Below are 19,524 nucleotides of genomic sequence, written 5' to 3'. Positions count from 1 at the left end.
GGTCGCCACGCGACCGGGACAAGATGAAATGACGCTCACGCGACAACAAAGCCAGACGATCGTGCGCACCATGGCCCAGGTCATGAACGACCTCGACCGCTCCTGGCTTGAACTCAAGGGCAAGTGCTCGGACGCCGATTTCGCCGAGTATGGGCGCAAGGTTTCGGCGGCGCTCGAAAATCTCTCCTGCGAAGTGCTCGTGCCGATCTTCCAGGAACATCCCGAACTCGAGCCGCTTGCGGACGAGGAACTGGCGAACCTGGGGCAGGACCAATGACTTTCCTTCGCGACACCTGGATCATCTTCTCGCGCGCCATGCTGCTGTCCGTACGCCAGCCGCTCTGGGTGCTGATCGGGCTGATGCAGCCCATCCTCTACCTGACCCTGTTCGGTCCGCTCCTGCAGACCGTCGCCGCGAATTCGGGTTTTGAAGGCGACGCCTGGCAGGTCTTCGTCCCCGGCCTGCTCGTGCAGCTCGGGATCTTCGGCGGCCTCTTCGTCGGCTTCGGGATCATCGCCGAGTGGCGGTCGGGCGTGATCGACCGGCAGATGGTGACGCCTGCTCCGCGCACCGCCCTCATCGCCGGGCGCACGTTGCGCGATGTCGTGGTGATCGTCGTGCAGGCCATCGTCCTCGTGGCCGCTGCCTATTTCTTCGGCCTGCGCGTGCCGCCCGCGGCACTGGTGATCGGCCTCGTGCTCATCGCCCTCCTCGGAGCAGCCTTCAGTTTCATCTCCAATGCCATCGGCATGGCGACCAAGAGCGAGGATGCGCTGGCGCCGCTGGTCAACGCGCTGGCGCTGCCCATCCTGCTGCTCTCGGGCATTCTCCTGCCGATGACGCTGGCGCCGCGCTGGCTCCAGGTGCTCTCGGATTTCAATCCGTTCAAGCACATCGTGGACGCGTTGCGTGCGGTGTTCCGGGGTGATTTTACCAGCCCCATCGTCTTTATCGGCCTGGGCCTTGCCGTGGTGCTCGTCATCATCGGCGCCTGGTTCGGCAATCGCGTCCTGGCGGCGCAAACCAAGTAGTCAGCCGACCAGGAGTATGGCCACGATCGCGAGGCCTGCGAGGAGCAGCAGCGAGCCTCCCGCTGCCAGGCTAGCCGGACCGCCGGCCTTTCGCAGGGCCCGCAGGTCCACCCCGAGCCCCAGCGCCGCCATCGAGACCGCCGTGAGGGCATGCGCGCCCACGGCGCTCGCCTCGGAGGCTCCGTCGGGCACGATACCCGCAGTGCGGGCCGCCATCAGGCCGACGAAGCCGACGATGAACCAGGGCACCATCTCGCCCAGCCTCGGCCCCTTGCCTGCACCGCCCCGATTGACCAGCGCCGCGAGCACGCAGACCGGCCCGAGCATGAGCACGCGCGTGAGCTTGACGATGGTGCCCGTGTGAAGCGCCACCAGGCTCGCGGCCGACGTGGCGGCCACGACCTGCGGCACGGCGTAGACGGTCAAACCCGCAAGGATGCCGAAGCGCGCGTCGGAAAAGCCCATCGCCGCCGCCAGCACCGGCAGCAGCAGCACCGTCAGTATTCCCAGCACCGCGGTGAACCCTACCGAAGCCGCCACGTCCTCGCCCTTGGCACCGATTACCGGCGCCACCGCGGCGATTGCGGAATTCCCGCAGATCGAATTGCCGCAGGCAATGAGCGTGGCCAGCTTCGGCTCAAGGCCCAGGAGCCGGCCAAGGGCATAGCTCGCGGGAATGCTGATGGCCACGACCGTAACGATGGCCAGCAACATAGGCAGGCCAGCCGCGTAGATCGCCGTCGCGCTCGTCGTGGCGCCCAGCAGCACCACCCCGATTTCGAGCAGTGTCTTGGCCGAAAATGTCAGCCCTGCCCCATAGCGCTCGGGCGGACGCCAGAGGGTGCGAATGAGGCTACCTGCGAGAATCGCCACCACGAGCGTATCGAACCAGTTGCGCCCCAGGAGCGCCGCCTGCGCCCGGTCGATCCCGAATGCGCCCAGCGCCACCGCCGCGCTAAGCGCAACTCCGGGAAGCACGGTTTGGGGGAATGGCATTCTCAAGATGGCGGGCACGGCGAGTATTCCTTTCGCCCCGCAACCTCGCTCGCCGCTTCCAAACGGTCCAATGGATTGTTATCGTCGTTTCAATCGTCTTTTTCGTTTGATTTATGACCCTCGAACAATTGCGCATCTTCGTGGCAGTCGCAGACCGGCAGCATGTGACCCGTGCTGCCGCCGACCTCCACATGACCCAATCGACAGCCAGCGCCGCCCTCGCCGCGCTGGAGGAGCGTCATGGCACCCGGCTTTTCGACCGCATCGGGCGCGGCCTGGTGCTCAACGAGGCGGGGCGCACTCTTCTGCCCTACGCGCGCGAAGTGCTTGCCGCCGCCGCCCGCGCGCAGGAGGCGTTGCAGGATCTGGCGGGCCTGCGTCGCGGGTCGCTGCGGCTCGGCGCCAGCCAGACCGTTGCCAGCTATTGGCTGCCGCCCCGGATGGTGCGCTTCTCCGAATCCCACCCGCTGATCGAGCTGACGCTTGAGGTACACAACACCTCCCAGGTCGCCGCCGCCGTCCTGAGCGGGGAGGCCGATCTCGGGCTTGTCGAGGGACCGGTGCGTATCGCCGAATTGGCCGTCACCGAGATCGCCACCGACAGCATGGCGCTGGTCGCGGCGGCCGATCATCCCCTGGCCAGGCGCCGGTTCGACCTCGCGGACCTGCGCAACCAGCGCTGGGTGCTGCGCGAAGTGGGCTCGGGCACGCGTCAGGTCGCGGAAGAATCGCTGCAGCGCCTGGGTCTCGCGTCCGGCGATATCCGCATCGCACTCGAACTGCCCTCGAACGAGGCCGTGATCGCCGCAGTCCGCGGCAGCGGCATGCTCACGGTGCTTTCGGAGGTTACCGTCGCCGCCGCGCTCGCGACCGGGGCGCTCGTGCGCCTGCCGGTCGAACTGGCGACCCGCGCCTTCTCGCTCGTTACCCACCGGCAGCGCCAGCAAAGCCCGGCGGGAGAGGCTTTTGCGCGCATGCTCCTGGCGGAGCGCTGAGTCTATTTTCCGCCACATCGGTCACATGGCGGAGATCAACAACCACTCGTTCGGTTTTCCCCGCTATCCTTGCACACCACAGCGCGCGTGATTCTCTTTCGGCAAGCTTTGCCCGAGCCCCCGCGCAGCGTAAGAAATCCTTAAGGATCGGGAACTGACCAATGGCAGAACAGCAATTGCGGCTCGTCCGCCCTGAGGACGAAAAGGCGTATCGCCTGGCGCCACACAACGTGGAGGCCGAACAGGCGCTCCTGGGCGCTATCCTCGTTAACAACGAAGCCTTCTATCGGGTCTCGGACTTCCTCGAGCCCGACCATTTCTACGAGCCGATTCACCGCCAGATCTATGAGGTCTGCGGCAAGATCATCCGTGCCGGCAAGATCGCGACCCCGCTGACGGTCAAGACGTTCCTGCCCGATACGCTGCTGCCCGAAGTCACCATGCCGCAATACCTGGCCAAGCTGGCCGCGGAGGCGACGACCGTCATCAATGCCAGCGACTATGGCCAGTCCGTCTATGACCTGGCGCTGCGCCGCAACCTCATCGTCATCGGGGAGGAAATGACCGCGACGGCCTATGAGGCCGACGTGGAGATGACGCCCGAAAAGCAGATCGAGGAGGCCGAACGCGCCCTCTACGACCTGGCCGAAAAGGGCCGCTACGATGGCGGCTTCCAGCCCTTCAACGCGGCCCTCAAGGACGCCATCTCGATGGCGGGCGAAGCCTATGGGCGCGATGGGTCGCTTTCGGGCCTTGCGACCGGCCTCACCGACCTCGACCGCCTCATGGGCGGGCTGCAGCGCTCGGACTTGATCATCCTCGCGGCGCGTCCTGCCATGGGCAAGACCTCGCTTGCCACCAACATCGCCTTCAACGTCGCCAAGTCCTGGAAGACGGCGGTTCAGGCCGATGGCCACATGAAGACGGTCGATGGCGGCGTCGTGGGCTTCTTCAGCCTCGAAATGAGCTCGGAACAGCTGGCTACACGTATTCTCGCCGAGCAGGCCGAGATCTCGTCCTCCGATATCCGCCGCGGCAATATCCATGAGAGCCAGTTCTCCAAGCTCGTGGATACGTCCAACCTGATGGCGCAGGTGCCGCTTTTCATCGACGATACCGGCGGCATTTCCATCGGCCAGCTCGCCGCGCGTGCCCGGCGCCTCAAGCGGCAGAAGGGCCTCGACCTCCTGATCGTGGATTACCTCCAGCTCCTTTCCGGTTCCAAGAAGTCCTCGGACAACCGCGTGCAGGAACTGACGGAAATCACCACGGGCCTGAAGGCCCTGGCCAAGGAACTGGAGGCGCCGATCATCGCGCTCTCCCAGCTCTCCCGCCAGGTGGAAGCGCGCGAGGACAAGCATCCGCAGCTCGCCGACCTTCGCGAATCCGGTTCCATCGAGCAGGACGCCGACGTGGTGCTCTTCGTTTATCGCGAGGAGTACTACCTCAAGAACAAGGAGCCCAAGGAAGGGACTCCCGAGCACCTCCAGTGGCAGGCCGAAATGGAACAGGTGCATGGACGCGCAGAAGTGATTATTGGTAAGCAGCGCCATGGACCTACGGGCACGGTCCAGCTCCAGTTCGAAGCCAACCTGACGCGCTTCGGCAATCTGGCGCGCTCCGACTATCTGCCCGAACGCATGGAATAGGTTCGGACCACGACATGGCTATGCCACCCTCCCCCGTCACCAGTGGGCGTCTGACGATCGACCTGGCGGCGCTGGCCCGCAACTGGCGCGCGCTCGACAAGGTCAGCGCCGGCGCCCTGACCGGTGCCGTCGTCAAGGCGGACGCCTATGGCACGGGCCTCGAGCAGTCGAGCCGGGCCTTCTATGCCGCTGGAGCCCGCTTCTTCTTCACGGCCACGGTTGATGAGGCGATAGCGCTGCGCGCAACCCTGCCCAAGGCCCACATCTTCGTGCTGGGCGGGCTCTATCCGGGCGCCGCCAGCCTCTATGTCGAGCATCGCCTGATGCCGGCGCTTTGTTCGCTCCCGATGCTCGAAGAATGGCTGGCCGCCTGCGTCTCACGCAACGAAGCGCTGCCCGCTGCGCTGCATTTCGATACCGGCATGGGCCGCACCGGCTTCCGGCTCAACGAGGCCAGCATCGTTCGCCGCCAGATCGATTCCCTGGGCTTCGCCCCGCAGATGATCATGAGCCATCTCGCCTGTGCCGATACGCCGGCGCACGAGAAGAATCGCACCCAGCTTGCCCTCTTCCAGTCGGTGATGGCGCAGTTCCCCAATGTCCCGGCCTCGCTCGCCAATTCGGCCGGGCTCATGACCGGTCGCGACTACCATTTCCAGATGGTGCGCCCGGGCATCGCCCTCTATGGCGGCCGCGCCGTCAGCGGCCGACGCAATCCGATGTCGCAGGCGGTGACGCTCGAAGTGCCGATCCTGCAGGTCAAGGAAGCGCGGACCGGGGAGACCATCGGCTACGGCGCTGCCTACAACCTCAATCGCGACAGCCGCATCGCCGTCCTCGGCATGGGTTACGCCGATGGCTTCTTCCGGAGCCTTTCGGGCACCAACTCGCGCCCCGGCGGCAAGGTCGCCTATCGCGGCAAGGTGCTCCCGATCATCGGGCGCATCTCGATGGACCTGGCGGTCGCCGACATCACCGATCTCGGCCACGACCTGCCGCTGCCCGGCGAGATGATGGAAGTGCTCGGCCCCAGCATCACGGTGGACGATCAGGCCGATATCGCCGGCACCATCGGCTACGAGATCCTGACTTCGCTGCGACTGGGCCGCTTCACCCGGCACTATGTCGGCATGCCGGAAGAAGAGTAAGCCCCCCTCACGGGGCCTCGCTCCTCGACCCACCCCGATCTTCCCCGGCCGCATAGCCGGGGCCCCGCGGATGCCTCCACTCGCGTGGAGGAGTGCAATCGGCCCCGCCTCTCCGCCCGGGGAAGCTCCGGGTTGGCGACTAGGCGGCGTGGACAAATTGCAGCAGTTTGAAAATGGCTCATTGTGTGATTTCCATCGCCTTGGTTAGATGAGGCATGCAAGCAGCCACACGCTCCTCTTGGAAGACGCTCCCCCTCCCAGCGCAGCGGGATAGCATCGACCTTGCACTACTGTATTCTGACGCCGAGGGCGAGAGGATCAGGCTTGGACACGTCCCGCAGGATATGGACGATAAGTGGTTCATATTTTTTGAGAATGGCTGGCTCTATTTTCATCGTTCGTGGACAGGGGCCTGCATTTATGGCGTCCGTCTCGATGGTTCACCGAATGGTGTTCGGGTGACTGATGCGTGGGTCAGCGGGGATAAGGAGCAATACCGATCTCCCGGCCCTGAGCACGATGCTCGTCTGGTCCAGCAACTCATCTCAGGCCGCCTGCTGTCATAAGATCGGCATACACTGCCAACCTTGCGCGACGGCCATTGACGCCGTCTCGCTGTGTTGATTCAAGGCTGCTTTTTGGAGGCAGGCTTGAGCAGGGGCGATCTCACCGAGGCGGAATGGCGCGTTCTGAAGGGCCTGCTGCCAATCGAACCTGAGAACCGTGGTCGTGGTAGGCTGCCCGAGCAGAACCGTTCAATCAACAACGGCATTCTCTGGCGGCTGCGCTGCGGCGCTCCGTGGCGCGATGTCCCGCCCAAATATGGTAGCTGGAACACGATCTATCGACGTTCCGGCGGTGGAGCGAGGCCGGAGTCTGGGAGGCCGTTGCCGTGACGTTGGCCGAGATCATGGCAGACAGCGATCACTACAGCACCGACAGCACCACCGTTCGCGCCCACGTCTCGGCAGCGGGCGGAAAAGGGGGACTCATCGACGCGCTCTTGGCCGCTCGCGGGGCGGGTTCACCAGTAAGCTTCACTGTCTGGCTGATGCCCTTGGGCGACCAGTCGCCTTCCATCTGACCGGCGGCGAGGCGGCAGATTGCAAGGCCTATGATGATTTGATCGATCTGCCTGAGCAGGCACCCGACGCTTTCCTTGGAGACAAAGGCTATGATGCCGACGCCATCCGCGCCGATCTTGCCGAACGGAAGATCAAGGCCGTCATCCTTGGCCGGTCAAACCGCCGCGTGACGATCGAGTATAGATCGTGCGCTCTACAAGCAGCGCAATCGGATCGAACGTATGTTCGGCCATCTCAAGATCAATCGCGCCATCGCCACCCGCTACGACCAGCTTGCCAACGGCTTCCTCGGCATGGTCCATCTCGCCACCGCCAGATACTGGCTCAAATTTGTCCACGCCGACTAGCTCAGCGCCCCGATGTTCCCATTTCGTTCTTGCCCTTCCGCGCAATCTCCGTTATCGCTGCCTGATACGGGGAGCCGGCCATGAACACTTACGTCATCCTGCTGCGGGCGATCGGGCCGATCACCCACAAGGTGATGTCGATGGCCCGGTGGCGTGACGCCGTCGCGGCGGCCGGCTTCGAGGATCCCGTCACCTACCTCGCCACCGGCAACATGATCGCGAGCGGTCCCGGCAGCATCGAAACTGTCTCCGAGCGGATGAACGGCGTGGTGGCCGATCTCGGGCTCGGCCCGTCCAATGTCGCCGTCGTGCGTCGCCCAGCCGAATTGCGCGCCGTGCTCGAGGCCAATCCGTTCCCCGAGGCTGCCGCCGAGCGCCCGAGCCAGATGCAGGTCTTCTGCTTCGCCGACCGCCGCCCCGATTTCGGCTGGACGGCCGACCATGGCGGGCCGGAGCTCTTTGCAGTGGTGGACGGACATCTGGTGGTCGATTATTCCGGCCGCATCTCCGAAAGTTCGCGCCTCGGCAACCTGATCGAGAAGCGCTGCGGCCCCGGGACCGGCCGCAACTGGAATACCCTGCGGGGCCTCGTCGAACGCGCCGGCGCCCGCGAACAAAAGGACACGTGATTGGCCAAGAGCAAATCCAGCTTCATCTGCCAGGCTTGCGGTTCGGTCTATCCGCGATGGGTCGGCCGCTGCGAGAGCTGCGGGGAATGGAACACGATCGTCGAGGAGCTCGTGGACAGCGGGGTCGGTGCCGGCCCGAAATCGGCCAAGGCCAATGGCCGGCCGACCACGCTCGTACCCCTGGCCGGCGAAACCGAGTCCGCCGCGCGCGTCGTCACCGGCATTGCCGAACTTGACCGGGTGACCGGCGGCGGGTTCGTTATGGGCTCGACCATCCTCGTCGGCGGCGATCCGGGCATCGGCAAATCCACCCTCCTCCTCCAGGCGGCCGCCGCGCTCGGCGATGGCGGCAAGCGCGTCATCTACGTCTCAGGCGAAGAGGCCATCGCCCAGGTGCGCCTGCGGGCGCAGCGCCTCGGCCTTGGCGACAAGCTCGTGCACCTGGCAGCCGAAACCAATGTCGAAACCATCCTCGCCACGCTCGAGCACGGGGAAGCGCCCGACCTGGTCATCATCGATTCCATCCAGACGCTGTGGACCGATCGGGTCGAGAGCGCCCCGGGTACCGTTACCCAGGTGCGCACTTCCGCCCAGGCGCTGACCCGTTTCGCCAAGAAGTCGGGCGCCGCCGTGGTCCTGGTCGGGCACGTCACCAAGGACGGCCAGATTGCCGGACCGCGCGTGGTCGAGCACATGGTCGATGCCGTGCTCTATTTCGAGGGCGATGCCAGCCACACGTTCCGCATCCTGCGCGGGGTGAAGAACCGCTATGGCGCCACCGACGAGATCGGCGTCTTCGAGATGACGACCCTCGGCCTCGCCCAGGTCGCCAACCCTTCCGCGCTGTTCCTCGACCAGCGCGACGAAGGCGCCGCAGGTTCGGCCGTGTTCGCCGGCATGGAGGGCACGCGCCCGATCCTTATCGAGATCCAGGCACTGGTCGCCCCTTCCCCGCTCGGCACCCCGCGCCGCGCCGTCGTCGGCTGGGATTCCTCGCGCCTCTCGATGATTCTGGCCGTGCTCGAGACCCGCTGCGGCGTCCGCATCGGCGCCAACGACATCTATCTCAACGTCGCCGGCGGTCTCAAGATCAACGAACCGGCGGCCGATATCGCGGTGGCCGCTGCGCTCATCTCCTCGCTCACCGATGCGCCCCTGCCCTCCGACTCGGTCTATTTCGGGGAAGTCTCGCTCGCCGGTGGCATCCGGCCGGTCGTGCATGCGGGCCTGCGGCTGCGTGAAGCGCAAAAGCTCGGTTTCTCAGCGGTTTCGACCGGGCGGCTCACCAATGGCGACAAGAATTCCGGCCTGACCGTCAGCGAATTCACCAACCTTGCCGAACTCGTCGGGCGCATCGCCGCCAATGGGCGTCGGCGCCAGCAGCCGGCCGAGGTCGAATAGACGGGCTGACGTCTCCACCGAATTCCCCTAGGTTGCCCCCATGCTTATCGCCGCTCATGTCCGCTCGATCCTCCTCGACTATTGGGATCCCAATTCCATCCGCAACGTGCCCAGGGCCAAGGGCGAGTATGACGCCTATATCGGCCAGATCCTGCGCGACGTCGCCGCGGGCGCCTCGGCCGAGCGGGTGGCGCGATACCTGTTGCGGGTGGAGACCGAGGTGCTTCACCAGGGCGGCGACCGGGACCGGGCGCTTTTCGTTGCCGAGAAGCTGCTTTCGGGCGACCAGATGACCATGGAAGTCGATCCGGACTAGCCGTTTGCCCCTGCAATACCCGGCCGGCGCCCCATTCCTGCCCTGCTTTCTGGGAACAAGGCCCATGCCGGGGCAAGACTGCCTTGGCATCGGCGCCGGAAGCAGTTAAACGAGGGCCAGCAATGAAGTCGGGGCAAACGAGCAGACTATGCTGACAGCATTCGATGTTGGGATCGGAATCCTGGTACTGATCTCGGCGATCCTCGCCACGGCGCGTGGGCTCACGCGCGAGGTGCTCTCGCTTGCCACCTGGGCCGGGTCCGCTGCCATCGCCATCTATATGTGGCAGTTCCACCCGGAAATCGCGCGTGGATACATCCAGGAGCAGATCGTGGCCGACGTCGCCACGGTGGTTGTCACCTTCATCATCTCGCTGATCGTGCTGCACCTGATCACCATGCGCATCGCCGATTTCGTCGTCGATAGCCGCATCGGCCCGCTCGACCGCACCCTGGGCTTCGTCTTCGGCGTGCTGCGCGGGATCGTGATCGGCGTCGTCGCCGTCATCTTCGGGGTCTGGCTGATGGGGTCGAACCTGCCGGCATGGGCCGCGAACTCGAAGTCGCTGCCGATCCTGCAGGGCTTCGGCGATTCCCTTATCGCGGCGCTGCCGCCGAACCTGGAAGAACAGGTCAACGCCATCCTCAAGCGCGGCAAGGGTGCCGTGCCCACCGAGGATACGGCGCCTGTCGATGAAGGCACCGATGCCGGCGAAGACGACAGCCCGCTCCCGGGCACCGTGACGCCCCCGGCGCCCGTCACCAACCAGCCGGCGAACACACCGGCCTGATCATATCGGGGTGAGACCATAGCTCGCCCATTGCGGACCGCTTATAGCGGTCCGAACCGTTTTTGGACGCAAGGAGCCGATGGTGCTGCCCATGCAAGACGACGATCATTTCGATATCGATGGCGACACGCTGCATGAAGAGTGCGGCGTGTTTGGCATTCTGGGCCACCGCGACGCGGCGACGCTGACGGCCCTTGGCCTGCATGCGCTCCAGCATCGCGGCCAGGAGGCGGCGGGTATCGTCACCTTCGATGGCCGCCAGTTCCATTCGGAACGCCAGCTGGGCCTCGTTGGCGATCACTATACCGACCCTGCTACCCTGGCGCGCCTCCCCGGCGACATGGCCATGGGCCACGTCCGCTACTCCACCACTGGCGAAACCATCCTGCGCAACGTGCAGCCGCTCTTCGCTGAGCTCGAAGTCGGCGGCATCGCCATCGCCCATAACGGCAACTTCACCAACGGGCTGACCCTGCGCCGCCAGCTCATCGCCAGCGGGGCAATCTGCCAGTCCACCTCCGATACCGAGGTGGTGCTCCACCTCATCGCCCGCTCGCGCCGCCAGTCCTCCAGCGAGCGGTTCCTCGATGCCATCGGGCACCTCGAAGGCGCCTATGCGCTCGTGGCCCTCACCCGCACCAAGCTCATCGGCGCGCGCGACCCCAACGGCATCCGCCCGCTGGTGCTCGGCGAGCTCGACGGCAAGCCGATCTTTGCCTCGGAAACCTGTGCGCTCGACATCATCGGCGCCAAGTTCGTGCGGGACGTCGAGAACGGGGAAGTCGTGATCTGCGAGACGCAGGCGGACGGCTCGATCACCATCGATTCGATCAAGCCGCGCACGCCCAAGCGCGAGCGCGTGTGCCTGTTCGAGTACGTCTATTTCGCCCGCCCGGATTCGGTCGTGGCCGGCCGCTCCGTCTATGGCGCGCGCAAGCGCATGGGCATGAACCTGGCGCTCGAGGCGCCGGTCGAGGCCGATGTCGTGGTTCCGGTTCCCGATGGCGGCACGCCCGCGGCCATCGGCTTTGCCCAGCAGAGCGGCATTCCGTTCGAGCTCGGCATCATCCGCAACCACTATGTCGGGCGCACCTTCATCGAGCCCACCCAGCAGATCCGCGCGTTCGGGGTCAAGCTCAAGCACTCGGCCAACCGCGAGGAGATCGCTGGCAAGCGCGTGGTGCTGGTCGATGACTCGATCGTGCGCGGCACCACCTCGCTCAAGATCGTCCAGATGATCCGCGAGGCCGGCGCCAAGGAAGTCCACATCCGGGTGGCGAGCCCGATGATCTTCCACTCGGACTATTACGGCATCGACACGCCCGATCCGGAAAAGCTGCTGGCCAACCAGTATGCGGACCTGGAGGCGATGTGCCGCTATATCGGGGCGGATTCGCTGCAGTTCCTTTCCATCGACGGGCTCTATCGCGCCGTCGGCGGAGAGGCGCGCAATCCGCTCGCCCCGCAGTTCACGGACCACTACTTCACCGGGGAATATCCGACCTCGCTGACGGACCTTGATGGGCGGCAGAAGAATGAACCCAAGCAGATTTCGCTCATGAGGGAAGCAGGTTAATGGCCAAGACTGAGGCAAAGGGGCAGGACCTTCACGACAAGGTCGTGCTCGTTACCGGCGCATCGCGCGGTATCGGTTACGCGGCGGCGCTGGAAGCGGCGCGGCGCGGCGCCCACGTGGTCGCCGTCGCCCGCACCGTTGGAGGCCTCGAGGAACTCGACGACGAAATCCAGGACCTTGGCGCGGCGACGACGCTGGTGCCGCTCGACCTGCGCGATGGCGATGCCATCGACCGGCTGGGCGCGGCGATCTTCGAGCGCTGGGGTGCACTGGATGGCATGATCGCCAATGCGGGCATGCTGGGCACGCTAAGCCCGCTGCCCCACATTGCGCCCGATGAGTTCGACAAGGTGTTCGCCACGAACGTGACGGCCAACTTCCGCCTGATCCGCTCGATGGACCTGTTGCTGCGCCAGTCGACGGCCGGGCGCGCGGTGTTCGTCAGCAGCGGGGCGGCCACCAATCCGCGCGCCTACTGGGGCAGCTATGCGGCCAGCAAGGCGGCGCTCAACGCCATGGTCAAGGTCTATGCCGAGGAAATGGCCACCACCACGGTCAAGGCCAACATCTTCTATCCCGGGCAGGTCCGCACCGCGATGCGCGCCAAGGCCATGCCGGGGGAAGATCCCGATACCCTGCCCTCGCCCAAGACCATCGCGCCGGCCCTGGTCGACATGATCAGCCCGCGCTATGCCGAGAACGGCAAGCTCTTCAACGTCAAGTCGGGCGAACTGAGCGAACTCTGAGACTTTCGGGACGGCGCGAGATCACCTCGCGCCGTTCGACTTTGCGGGGCGTTATTCGCCCGCTCGCGACATCAGGATCTTGTCGATCCGTCGCCCATCCAGATCCACCACCTCGAAGCGCCAGCCGCCCCGTTCGAACGTCTCGCCGACGCTCGGAAGGTGGTTCATCTGCGAGAGCACGTAGCCGGCCACGGTCTCGTACTTGGCGTCGCGCGGCACGGGAATGCCCATGCGGTCGGAGAATTCGTCCACCGGCATCCAGCCCGAGACGAGGAACGAGCCGTCCTCGCGCTGCACGACCGCCGGGTCGGCGCCTTCCTCTTCCTGGAAAACGCCCGTGATCGCCTCAAGCAGGTCGCCGGAGGTCACGATGCCTTCGAAGTGTCCGTACTCGTCAAAGACCAGCGCCATGTGCACCACCGAGGCGCGCAGCGCGCGCACCACGCCCAGGGCGTCGGTGCGGTCCATCACCACAGGGGCGGGCTGCACCAGGCGACGGATGTCGAGCGGCTTGCCCTCCGCATAGACTTCCACTAGGTCCTTGATCGCCAGCACGCCGATGATGGTGTCGGCGTCGCCGTCCTGCACCGGCAGGCGCGAGCGGTGGGTCTGGCGAATGGTCTTGCGGATCGTCTCCATGTCGTCGGAGAGATCGATCAGTTCCACGTCGCGACGCGGCGTCATCAGGCCGCGCGCGGAGCGGTCGGCCAGGCGCATGACGCCGGTGATCATCGAGCGCTCGTCGCTTTCGAGCACGCCGGCGCTCTCGGCCTCCGCGATGAGGGTCTTGACCTCTTCTTCGGTGACCTTTTCTTCCTGCTCGCCGCCCTGCCCCAGGAGGGTCAGCACGGCGCGGCCGGAAATGTCGAGGAACCACACCAGTGGCGCGGCGACGGTGGCGATCATCGCCATGCTCGGCGCCACACGGGTGGCGATGCCTTCCGGATCACGCAGGGCGATCTGCTTGGGTACCAGTTCGCCGATGATGAGGGAGAGGTAGGTGATGATCACCACCACGATACCCACGCCCAGCGCGTCGGCCGCGCCGGGGGCTACGCCGACGCTCGCCAACCAGACCGACAGGCGCCCGCCGAGCGTGGCGCCCGAGAAGGCGCCCGACAGGACGCCGACCAGCGTGATGCCGATCTGTACGCTCGAGAGGAACCGTCCGGGGTTTTCGGCCAGCCTCATGGCTGTTTCGGCGCCCTTGCGGCCATCGGCCGCCAAAACCTTGAGGCGCGCTGGCCGTGAGGACACCACGGCGAGCTCGGACATTGCGAGAAGGCCGTTCACCAGGGTCAGAACGGCGATAATCAGTATTTCGAGAAACAAGCTCGTATCAAAGGATGCGGCCCCGCACTCTGCATCGGGTCGCTTAAGCGTTGAGAGTTATGCGGCATTTCCGCAATTTTCGCTATGGGTGTGAATAAGTCGCGCGGATGTTTTTCCCGCGCGAACCCCAAACAGGCGCGCCTAGTCCTGGTCGGCGAACGGGTTCTTGCCGCCGCGAACCCAAAGACGGATGGGCGTTCCGGGCATCTCGAAGGTTTCGCGCAGGCCGTTGACCAGGTAGCGCTGATACGCCGCAGGCAGGGCATCGGGGCGCGAGGAGAAGACGATGAAGCTGGGCGGGCGCGTCTTGGCCTGGGTCATGTAGCGCAGCTTGAGGCGACGTCCGGAGACGGCCGGAGGCGGATGACCTTCGATCATGGCCGCCAGCCAGCGGTTGAGCCGCGCCGTCGAGATATGGGTGTTCCAGGCCTTCTCGATCTTGAAGATCGCGGCCATGAGCTTGTCGATATTGCGTCCCTGCAGGCCGGAAAGCGTCACCAGCGGCACGCCGCGCAACTGCGGCAGCAGCCGCTCGCACATCTCGCGCAACTCCGTGAGCGCGGCGTTCTTGTCCTCGATCAGGTCCCACTTGTTGAGGGCGATCACCAGCGCGCGGCCCTCGCGCTCGACGAGGTCGGCAAGCTGCAGGTCCTGCTTCTCGAACGGGATCGTGGCGTCCAGCAGCAGCACCACGACTTCGGCGTACTGGATCGAGCGCAGCGAATCTCCCACTGCGAGCTTTTCGAGCTTTTCGTGCACCTTGTTGCGGCGGCGCATGCCGGCCGTGTCCACAAGGTTGATGGTGCGCCCTTCCCATTCCCAGGGCACCAGGATGCTGTCGCGCGTGATGCCGGCCTCGGGGCCTGTCAGCAGGCGTTCCTCGCCGACCATGCGGTTGATCAGCGTCGACTTGCCGGCGTTGGGGCGACCGATGATGGCGACGTTGAGGTGGCGCGTCGGGTCCCAGCGGCGGGTCGGGGCGTTCTCGTCGGTGCCATCGTCCTCGGGCAGGTCGACGTTGACCTCGGGCATGATGTCCAGGCTCGCCTGCGCCGTCTGCTTCTGCTTGTCTACGATCCGGTCGATGGCCTGGGAGATGATGGCGTGAAGGTCCGCCATGCCCTGGCCGTGTTCGGCCGACAGCGGCACCGGCTCGCCGAAGCCGAGCGAATAGCCTTCGGTCAGCCCGGCATCGGACGCCTTGCCTTCGGCCTTGTTGCCGATCAGGTGCACGTCCTTGCCCGCCCGGCGCAGGACCTGCGCGAAGCGCTCGTCAAGCGGGGTCACCCCGGCCCTGGCGTCGTACATGAAAAGGATGACGTCGGCCTCGCGGATGGCCAGCTCGGTCTGCCGGCGCATGCGATCTTCGAGCGAGCCGTCGGTCTTGTCCTCGTAGCCGGCCGTGTCGAGGATGCGGAAATGCAGGTCCGCAATCCGCCCCTCCGCTTCGCGGCGGTCGCGCGTCACGCCCGGCGTATCGTCGACGAGCGCGATCTTGCGCCCGACGAGGCGGTTGAAAAGGGTCGATTTGCCCACATTGGGACGACCGACAATGGCAACTGTGACGCTCATCGGTCCTCCAGTCTCACGCAGTTGGGTCGCGACAGCCTAGTTGGCCGTCGCGGGAGCCTGCGCGGGCGTTGCGGGTTCGGTGGTGGCTGCGGGCTGCTCGGCGGGCGCCTGCGGGGCCGGAGTCATCATCTGCATCATCGAGGAGCTGTTGGCCAGCGGATTTGCCGACTCGGCCGCGGGAGCATCAGCCGCCGGCGCGTCGGCTGCCGGTGCGGCAGCGGCGGGAGCCTCGGTAGCCGGAGCGTCGGTCGCAGGAGCGGGCGTCGCGTCGGCTGCGGGCGCGGCGGTGGCGTCGGCGGCCGGTGCCGGGGTGTCGGCAGCGACAGTGGCGGCGGCAGCGCCGCCTTCGGCCACGATCTGGGCGATATAGAGCTCGGCGCGATTCTGCAGTTCGCGCGGGGCGATCGGGTCGGTCATGATGGCGTCGAACGTCGCCTTGGCGGCGGTCAGGTCGCCGGCCTTGTACTGGGCCAGGCCGATGGCTTCGCGCGCCGAATTGCGCAGCGGGCTGTCAGTGGTGTTGAGCGAGCCGACGCGTTGCTCGACGTCGTTGAGCGTGCCGGTATCCACCAGCAGGTTGCCGGCGAGCACCAGCGCCAGTTCGCGCAAGCGCACATTGCTCTCGCCCGAGGCGAGGGCGTCATAGGCGGCCACCGCTTCGCTCTTCTTGCCGTCCTTGGCCAGGAGCGCAGCCTGCTTGAACTTGGCGAGCGTGGCGTAGCCACCGCCCTGCCCCTCGATCTTGGTCAGTTCGGCCTGGGCGCCCGCAAGGTCGCCGCCATCGGCGAGCTTGAGAGCCGCGTAGTATTCATCGGAGGCCTGGGCAGCGGTGGAATTGCGCCACCAGCTCCAGCCCTCGTTGATCGCCACGACCAGCACCACGGCAACCGCCGCGCCGATGACGTAGGGCCCGAAACGGCGCCATAGCGTCCGCATGCGCTCGCTGCGCAGCTCTTCGTCGACTTCGCGGAAAATGTTGTCTTGGGACATGGAAGGCCTTGGCTAACCGGTCTTGAAAGTTGCGGCACAATAGTGATGCAGGCTTAGGATTGCAATTGAACCGGATAGCGAAAATCCGTGAACTTGTTCGCGCCGCAATCGGGTAGGATCACGTTGGTCGAAACGGCCCCTTTTCCCGGTATTTCCCATGCGTCTGCTTCTCGCCCTGCCCTTTCTCGTCTGGAGCGCAAACGCCTTTGCGGAGCCCTTGCGCGAGCCGCGGCTCAACATCGCGTCGGGCGGCCCGGAGCACCCCCAGGTGGCCCTGACGCTCGACGCCTGCATGGGCGGCACCGACATGCGCATCCTTTCCACGCTGGTCGACAACGCCATCCCCGCCACGGTCTTCGTGACGGCGCGCTGGCTCGCGCGCAACGAGGCGGCGGTCAAGGTGATGCTCGCCCACCCCGAACTCTTCGAGCTCGAGGACCACGGGGCCGAGCATGTTCCGGCCGTGCTGGGGACGAAGCCCGTCTACGGCATCCGGCCCGCCGGCACGCTCGATGCCATTTCCGCCGAAGTCGAGGGCGGCCAGGTCGCCCTGCTCCACGCCACCGGCGTAAAGGCCAGCTGGTATCGCGACGCCACCGCGCTCTATAGCCCGGAAGCCATGTCGCTCGTGCGTCACCTCGACCTCAAGATCGCGGGCTACTCGCTCAATGGCGACCAGGGCGCCTCGCTCTCGGCTGCCTCGACCGCCCATCGGATCGCGCACGCCCAGGACGGCGACGTGATCATCGCCCATATCAACCAGCCCCGGCGGCCTGCCGGCGGTGGCGTGGCGGCGGGCATACTCGCCCTCAAGGCGCGCGGCTTCAGCTTCGTGCGCCTCGAGGACGTCGTGACCTTCGGAGCCGATGGCGATCTAGCTCAGCGGTGAGACGCCGAACAGCAAGCCGTGCAGATAGAGCACGAAGGTCGCGTAGATCACCACGCCAATGACAATGGCCAGGACATCGGAGCGGGCGCTGACGAACGCCACCGGCGGCGCGGGTCGCACCGCCACTGCGATGCGGTCCACCAGCGAATAGACGAGAAAGCTGCCGAAGAGCAGCAGTGAAGCCTGATCGCCATTGGCCAGCAGGTGACCGAGGGCCCAGAGGAAGACGCCGGTCAGCATCGGATGCTGCACCCAGGTCTTGATATAGCCTGCCGGCATGTTGGATGCCGCGAGCAGGATGAAGGCCAGCAGCACCAGCAGCATGGTGACGTGACGCCCCCAGGCCGGCGGCTCATATATCTCGGGCGCCTCGCCACGGTAGACCCACCAGCCCCAGATGATCAGACCCAGCCCCACCAGCGATACCAGCGAATAAATGCCCTTCCAGCGCCGCTCGTTCTGCGCCAGTTGGCGCTCGCGAAAATCCGGCGCGACGATCCGGATACAGTGAATGGCGAAAAACACCACCAGACCGGCGATCAAAATCCACATGCTGCAATACTCCCCCGTATTGGGCGGTACTTAGCAACGAGTCGGTGGGTTTGTGCCAGTGGGCTAGAACAGTGAAGGCTGGTCGGGTTCCTCGGGCTTGGAGGCCTGGCTGGGACGTAGCGGATCGCCCGAGGGAATGCCTTCAACGCCCGGCAGGACCTTGAGCGGGGTCTCGTGCACCACCTTGAGCACGCCGTTGGGCAGCGGCCGCTGCAGGTCGCGCGCCTCGGACCAGGGCGCGCGCAGCCAGACCTCGCGCTCTTCCTCGCTGGTGAGGATCACGGGCATGGCCTTTTCGTGGATGGCGCCGACCACGTCGTTGGGCGCGGTGGTGAGGAAGCCGAAGACGGCGTGATCCATCACGCCCTCGTCCTTGCGCCGCATGCCGTGCCAGCGCGTCCAGAAGCCGGCGAAGCAGAGGAGCGGCTCGCTCTCGTCGAGCGCGAACCAGGCATTGCCGCTCTCGCCGCTGGCGAGCCTGGTGGGTTCGGAAAACCGGGTAAAGGGCGCAAGGCAGCGGTTCTCGAGGCCGAGATACCCCTTCCAGTCGTCCAGCCAGGGCCGGCGGATATTGGTGTTGCCGCGATTGGGCTTGCCGTCATCGACGCCCACCAGCGAAGGCAGGCCCCAGCGCGCGAGTTCGAGCGACCGCTCGGAATCGTTGCCGCGCACGATGGGGGCGAAATAGTCGGGATAGATTCCCGGCAGCAGCGGCAGGTTGCCCGTCGCATCGTGGAAAGCGCGCACCAGCGCCCGCAGCGCGGCCTGGTTGGTGGTCACCGAGTAGAGATTGCACATACTGTCTTTTACCCCGACGCGGCCCAGGGCGCAGCCCGTGGGACATCCTTCCACAACAAAGCGGCTGGCGACGGCCTAGACCAGCCGTGCGATCATTTCGTCCATCGCCTCGAGGAACGTCTCCGGCTTTGCGCCGCCCTCGATCGCGATGGCCGCTCGATCGAAAGCGGCCGAAAGCAGATCGGCAAGCACGGCGGCCGGGATGGCCGATGCCGCCGCGCTCTGGGCGCGCGCGGCCTCGATGCCTTCCCGCAGCGTACGTGCCGCGTGCTCCGCGTCGAGCGACGACAGCAATGCGCTGCCCAGGACTGCCGGCCCCTCGATGAGCAGCAGGCGCGTCCGCCCGGGCACGCGCATTGCCTCGAGATAGGCGCGCGTGCCGGCTCGCAAGGCGCCGCGCGCGTCCGCGGCATCCTGCGCATGCGCTTCGATGGCAACGGCAACCGCGGCCGCCTCGCTTTCCACCACGGCGCGGAAAACCGCCTGCTTGTCGGCGAAGTGGTGATAGAGCGCCCCGCGCGTCACCCCTGCCGCCGCGACGATCTCCGGCGTCGAAGTCTGGGCATAGCCCTTCTCCACGAACAGGGTCCGCGCCACATCCAAGAGCGTGCGTCGCATGCGCTCGGTGCGATCCTGGTTCGAAACACGTTGCATACATACAGCCTGTATGTTAATCGACAG

At 65.8% G+C, this 19,524-nt stretch carries 19 protein-coding genes and 1 pseudogene; 13 read left to right on the top strand and 7 right to left on the bottom strand.

All coding sequences use genetic code 11. From position 1 onward, the window contains the following. Window positions 1-28: 28 nt before the first annotated feature. Together FNA67_RS08635 and FNA67_RS08630 are read left to right on the top strand one after the other, a co-directional pair. The gene (locus FNA67_RS08635) at window positions 29-277 is read left to right on the top strand and encodes a hypothetical protein (protein WP_049704809.1); all 249 of its coding nucleotides are present in this window, start codon (window positions 29-31) and stop codon (window positions 275-277) included. Continuing rightward, on the top strand, window positions 274-1,032 hold the full coding sequence (locus FNA67_RS08630; protein ID WP_147655761.1) for an ABC transporter permease: 759 nt from the start codon (window positions 274-276) through the stop codon (window positions 1,030-1,032). Before FNA67_RS08635 ends, FNA67_RS08630 begins: the two co-directional genes overlap by 4 nt. Here the strand turns inward: FNA67_RS08630 and FNA67_RS08625 are convergent, their stop codons facing one another. Beyond that, the gene (locus FNA67_RS08625) at window positions 1,033-2,028 is read right to left on the bottom strand and encodes a YeiH family protein (protein WP_147655760.1); all 996 of its coding nucleotides are present in this window, start codon (window positions 2,026-2,028) and stop codon (window positions 1,033-1,035) included. Window positions 2,029-2,141: 113 nt separating this feature from the next. Here FNA67_RS08625 and FNA67_RS08620 point away from each other — a divergent pair, with 113 nt between their 5' ends. From FNA67_RS08620 to FNA67_RS08570, 10 genes and pseudogenes are all read left to right on the top strand, one after another. Next, on the top strand, window positions 2,142-3,023 hold the full coding sequence (locus tag FNA67_RS08620) for a LysR family transcriptional regulator (protein WP_049704806.1): 882 nt from the start codon (window positions 2,142-2,144) through the stop codon (window positions 3,021-3,023). A gap of 161 nt (window positions 3,024-3,184) precedes the next feature. Further along, window positions 3,185-4,672 (top strand): replicative DNA helicase, encoded by a 1,488-nt coding sequence (locus FNA67_RS08615; protein WP_049704805.1) that lies wholly within the window; start codon window positions 3,185-3,187, stop codon window positions 4,670-4,672. A 14-nt stretch (window positions 4,673-4,686) separates the two neighbouring features. Beyond that, on the top strand, window positions 4,687-5,820 hold the full coding sequence (gene alr / locus FNA67_RS08610) for an alanine racemase (protein WP_147655759.1): 1,134 nt from the start codon (window positions 4,687-4,689) through the stop codon (window positions 5,818-5,820). Window positions 5,821-6,470: 650 nt separating this feature from the next. Continuing rightward, window positions 6,471-7,252 (top strand): annotated as a pseudogene (locus FNA67_RS22505) (IS5 family transposase). Window positions 7,253-7,332: 80 nt separating this feature from the next. Continuing rightward, entirely contained in the window at window positions 7,333-7,881 is a 549-nt protein-coding gene (locus FNA67_RS08595; RefSeq protein ID WP_049704803.1) for a DUF1697 domain-containing protein, read from the top strand. Then, the gene (gene radA, locus FNA67_RS08590; RefSeq protein WP_049704802.1) at window positions 7,882-9,282 is read left to right on the top strand and encodes a DNA repair protein RadA; all 1,401 of its coding nucleotides are present in this window, start codon (window positions 7,882-7,884) and stop codon (window positions 9,280-9,282) included. Between the two features lie 40 nt (window positions 9,283-9,322). Continuing rightward, entirely contained in the window at window positions 9,323-9,598 is a 276-nt protein-coding gene (locus FNA67_RS08585; RefSeq protein ID WP_147655757.1) for a hypothetical protein, read from the top strand. Between the two features lie 148 nt (window positions 9,599-9,746). Beyond that, complete coding sequence (locus FNA67_RS08580) at window positions 9,747-10,388, top strand: CvpA family protein (protein WP_053167790.1); 642 nt, start codon at window positions 9,747-9,749, stop codon at window positions 10,386-10,388. 91 nt (window positions 10,389-10,479) lie between these two features. Next, window positions 10,480-11,964 (top strand): amidophosphoribosyltransferase, encoded by a 1,485-nt coding sequence (gene purF, locus FNA67_RS08575; protein ID WP_371874358.1) that lies wholly within the window; start codon window positions 10,480-10,482, stop codon window positions 11,962-11,964. Continuing rightward, entirely contained in the window at window positions 11,964-12,710 is a 747-nt protein-coding gene (locus tag FNA67_RS08570) for an SDR family NAD(P)-dependent oxidoreductase (RefSeq protein ID WP_049704799.1), read from the top strand. Before purF ends, FNA67_RS08570 begins: the two co-directional genes overlap by 1 nt. A 51-nt stretch (window positions 12,711-12,761) precedes the next feature. Here the strand turns inward: FNA67_RS08570 and FNA67_RS08565 are convergent, their stop codons facing one another. The 3 genes from FNA67_RS08565 to FNA67_RS08555 form a co-directional block, all read right to left on the bottom strand. Beyond that, window positions 12,762-14,042 carry a hemolysin family protein gene (locus FNA67_RS08565; protein ID WP_049704798.1) on the bottom strand — a complete coding sequence of 427 codons (1,281 nt, stop codon included), beginning with the start codon at window positions 14,040-14,042 and terminating at the stop codon, window positions 12,762-12,764. 141 nt (window positions 14,043-14,183) lie between these two features. Then, window positions 14,184-15,614, bottom strand: coding sequence for a ribosome biogenesis GTPase Der (gene der / locus FNA67_RS08560; protein WP_147655756.1), 1,431 nt, complete (start codon window positions 15,612-15,614; stop codon window positions 14,184-14,186). 36 nt (window positions 15,615-15,650) lie between these two features. Next, entirely contained in the window at window positions 15,651-16,604 is a 954-nt protein-coding gene (locus FNA67_RS08555) for a tetratricopeptide repeat protein (RefSeq protein WP_147655755.1), read from the bottom strand. Window positions 16,605-16,761: 157 nt separating this feature from the next. On the opposite strand from FNA67_RS08555, the gene FNA67_RS08550 reads away from it, so the two are divergent. After that, the gene (locus FNA67_RS08550; protein WP_147655754.1) at window positions 16,762-17,493 is read left to right on the top strand and encodes a polysaccharide deacetylase family protein; all 732 of its coding nucleotides are present in this window, start codon (window positions 16,762-16,764) and stop codon (window positions 17,491-17,493) included. Here FNA67_RS08550 and FNA67_RS08545 read toward each other — a convergent pair. The 3 genes from FNA67_RS08545 to FNA67_RS08535 all read right to left on the bottom strand — a co-directional run bounded on the left by FNA67_RS08545 (window position 17,479) and on the right by FNA67_RS08535 (window position 19,497). Beyond that, a complete protein-coding gene (locus FNA67_RS08545) occupies window positions 17,479-18,045 on the bottom strand; it encodes an NnrU family protein (protein WP_147655753.1) in 567 nt (188 codons plus the stop codon). The two genes, FNA67_RS08550 and FNA67_RS08545, sit on opposite strands and share 15 nt — an antisense overlap. 63 nt (window positions 18,046-18,108) lie before the next feature. Further along, window positions 18,109-18,843, bottom strand: a complete 735-nt coding sequence (locus FNA67_RS08540; RefSeq protein ID WP_147655752.1) for an SOS response-associated peptidase — start codon at window positions 18,841-18,843, stop codon at window positions 18,109-18,111. Window positions 18,844-18,918: 75 nt separating this feature from the next. After that, window positions 18,919-19,497 (bottom strand): TetR/AcrR family transcriptional regulator, encoded by a 579-nt coding sequence (locus FNA67_RS08535; protein ID WP_147655751.1) that lies wholly within the window; start codon window positions 19,495-19,497, stop codon window positions 18,919-18,921. Window positions 19,498-19,524 lie beyond the last annotated feature (27 nt).

Source organism: Youhaiella tibetensis (assembly GCF_008000755.1).
Classification (GTDB): domain Bacteria; phylum Pseudomonadota; class Alphaproteobacteria; order Rhizobiales; family Devosiaceae; genus Paradevosia; species Paradevosia tibetensis.
Note: the sequence above shows the minus strand (reverse complement) of the source record. Positions and strands in the feature narration are given on the sequence as shown.

Bases quoted from the DNA above. Each gene is read 5' to 3' on its own strand.
- FNA67_RS08635 (WP_049704809.1), top strand. From the start codon at position 29: ATGACGCTCACGCGACAACAAAGCCAGACGATCGTGCGCACCATGGCC.
- FNA67_RS08630 (WP_147655761.1), top strand. From the start codon at position 274: ATGACTTTCCTTCGCGACACCTGGATCATCTTCTCGCGCGCCATGCTG.
- FNA67_RS08625 (WP_147655760.1), bottom strand. From the start codon at position 2,028: ATGCCATTCCCCCAAACCGTGCTTCCCGGAGTTGCGCTTAGCGCGGCG.
- FNA67_RS08620 (WP_049704806.1), top strand. From the start codon at position 2,142: ATGACCCTCGAACAATTGCGCATCTTCGTGGCAGTCGCAGACCGGCAG.
- FNA67_RS08615 (WP_049704805.1), top strand. From the start codon at position 3,185: ATGGCAGAACAGCAATTGCGGCTCGTCCGCCCTGAGGACGAAAAGGCG.
- alr (WP_147655759.1), top strand. From the start codon at position 4,687: ATGGCTATGCCACCCTCCCCCGTCACCAGTGGGCGTCTGACGATCGAC.
- FNA67_RS08595 (WP_049704803.1), top strand. From the start codon at position 7,333: ATGAACACTTACGTCATCCTGCTGCGGGCGATCGGGCCGATCACCCAC.
- FNA67_RS08585 (WP_147655757.1), top strand. From the start codon at position 9,323: ATGCTTATCGCCGCTCATGTCCGCTCGATCCTCCTCGACTATTGGGAT.
- FNA67_RS08580 (WP_053167790.1), top strand. From the start codon at position 9,747: ATGCTGACAGCATTCGATGTTGGGATCGGAATCCTGGTACTGATCTCG.
- purF (WP_371874358.1), top strand. From the start codon at position 10,480: ATGCAAGACGACGATCATTTCGATATCGATGGCGACACGCTGCATGAA.
- FNA67_RS08570 (WP_049704799.1), top strand. From the start codon at position 11,964: ATGGCCAAGACTGAGGCAAAGGGGCAGGACCTTCACGACAAGGTCGTG.
- der (WP_147655756.1), bottom strand. From the start codon at position 15,614: ATGAGCGTCACAGTTGCCATTGTCGGTCGTCCCAATGTGGGCAAATCG.
- FNA67_RS08555 (WP_147655755.1), bottom strand. From the start codon at position 16,604: ATGTCCCAAGACAACATTTTCCGCGAAGTCGACGAAGAGCTGCGCAGC.
- FNA67_RS08550 (WP_147655754.1), top strand. From the start codon at position 16,762: ATGCGTCTGCTTCTCGCCCTGCCCTTTCTCGTCTGGAGCGCAAACGCC.
- FNA67_RS08545 (WP_147655753.1), bottom strand. From the start codon at position 18,045: ATGTGGATTTTGATCGCCGGTCTGGTGGTGTTTTTCGCCATTCACTGT.
- FNA67_RS08540 (WP_147655752.1), bottom strand. From the start codon at position 18,843: ATGTGCAATCTCTACTCGGTGACCACCAACCAGGCCGCGCTGCGGGCG.
- FNA67_RS08535 (WP_147655751.1), bottom strand. From the start codon at position 19,497: ATGCAACGTGTTTCGAACCAGGATCGCACCGAGCGCATGCGACGCACG.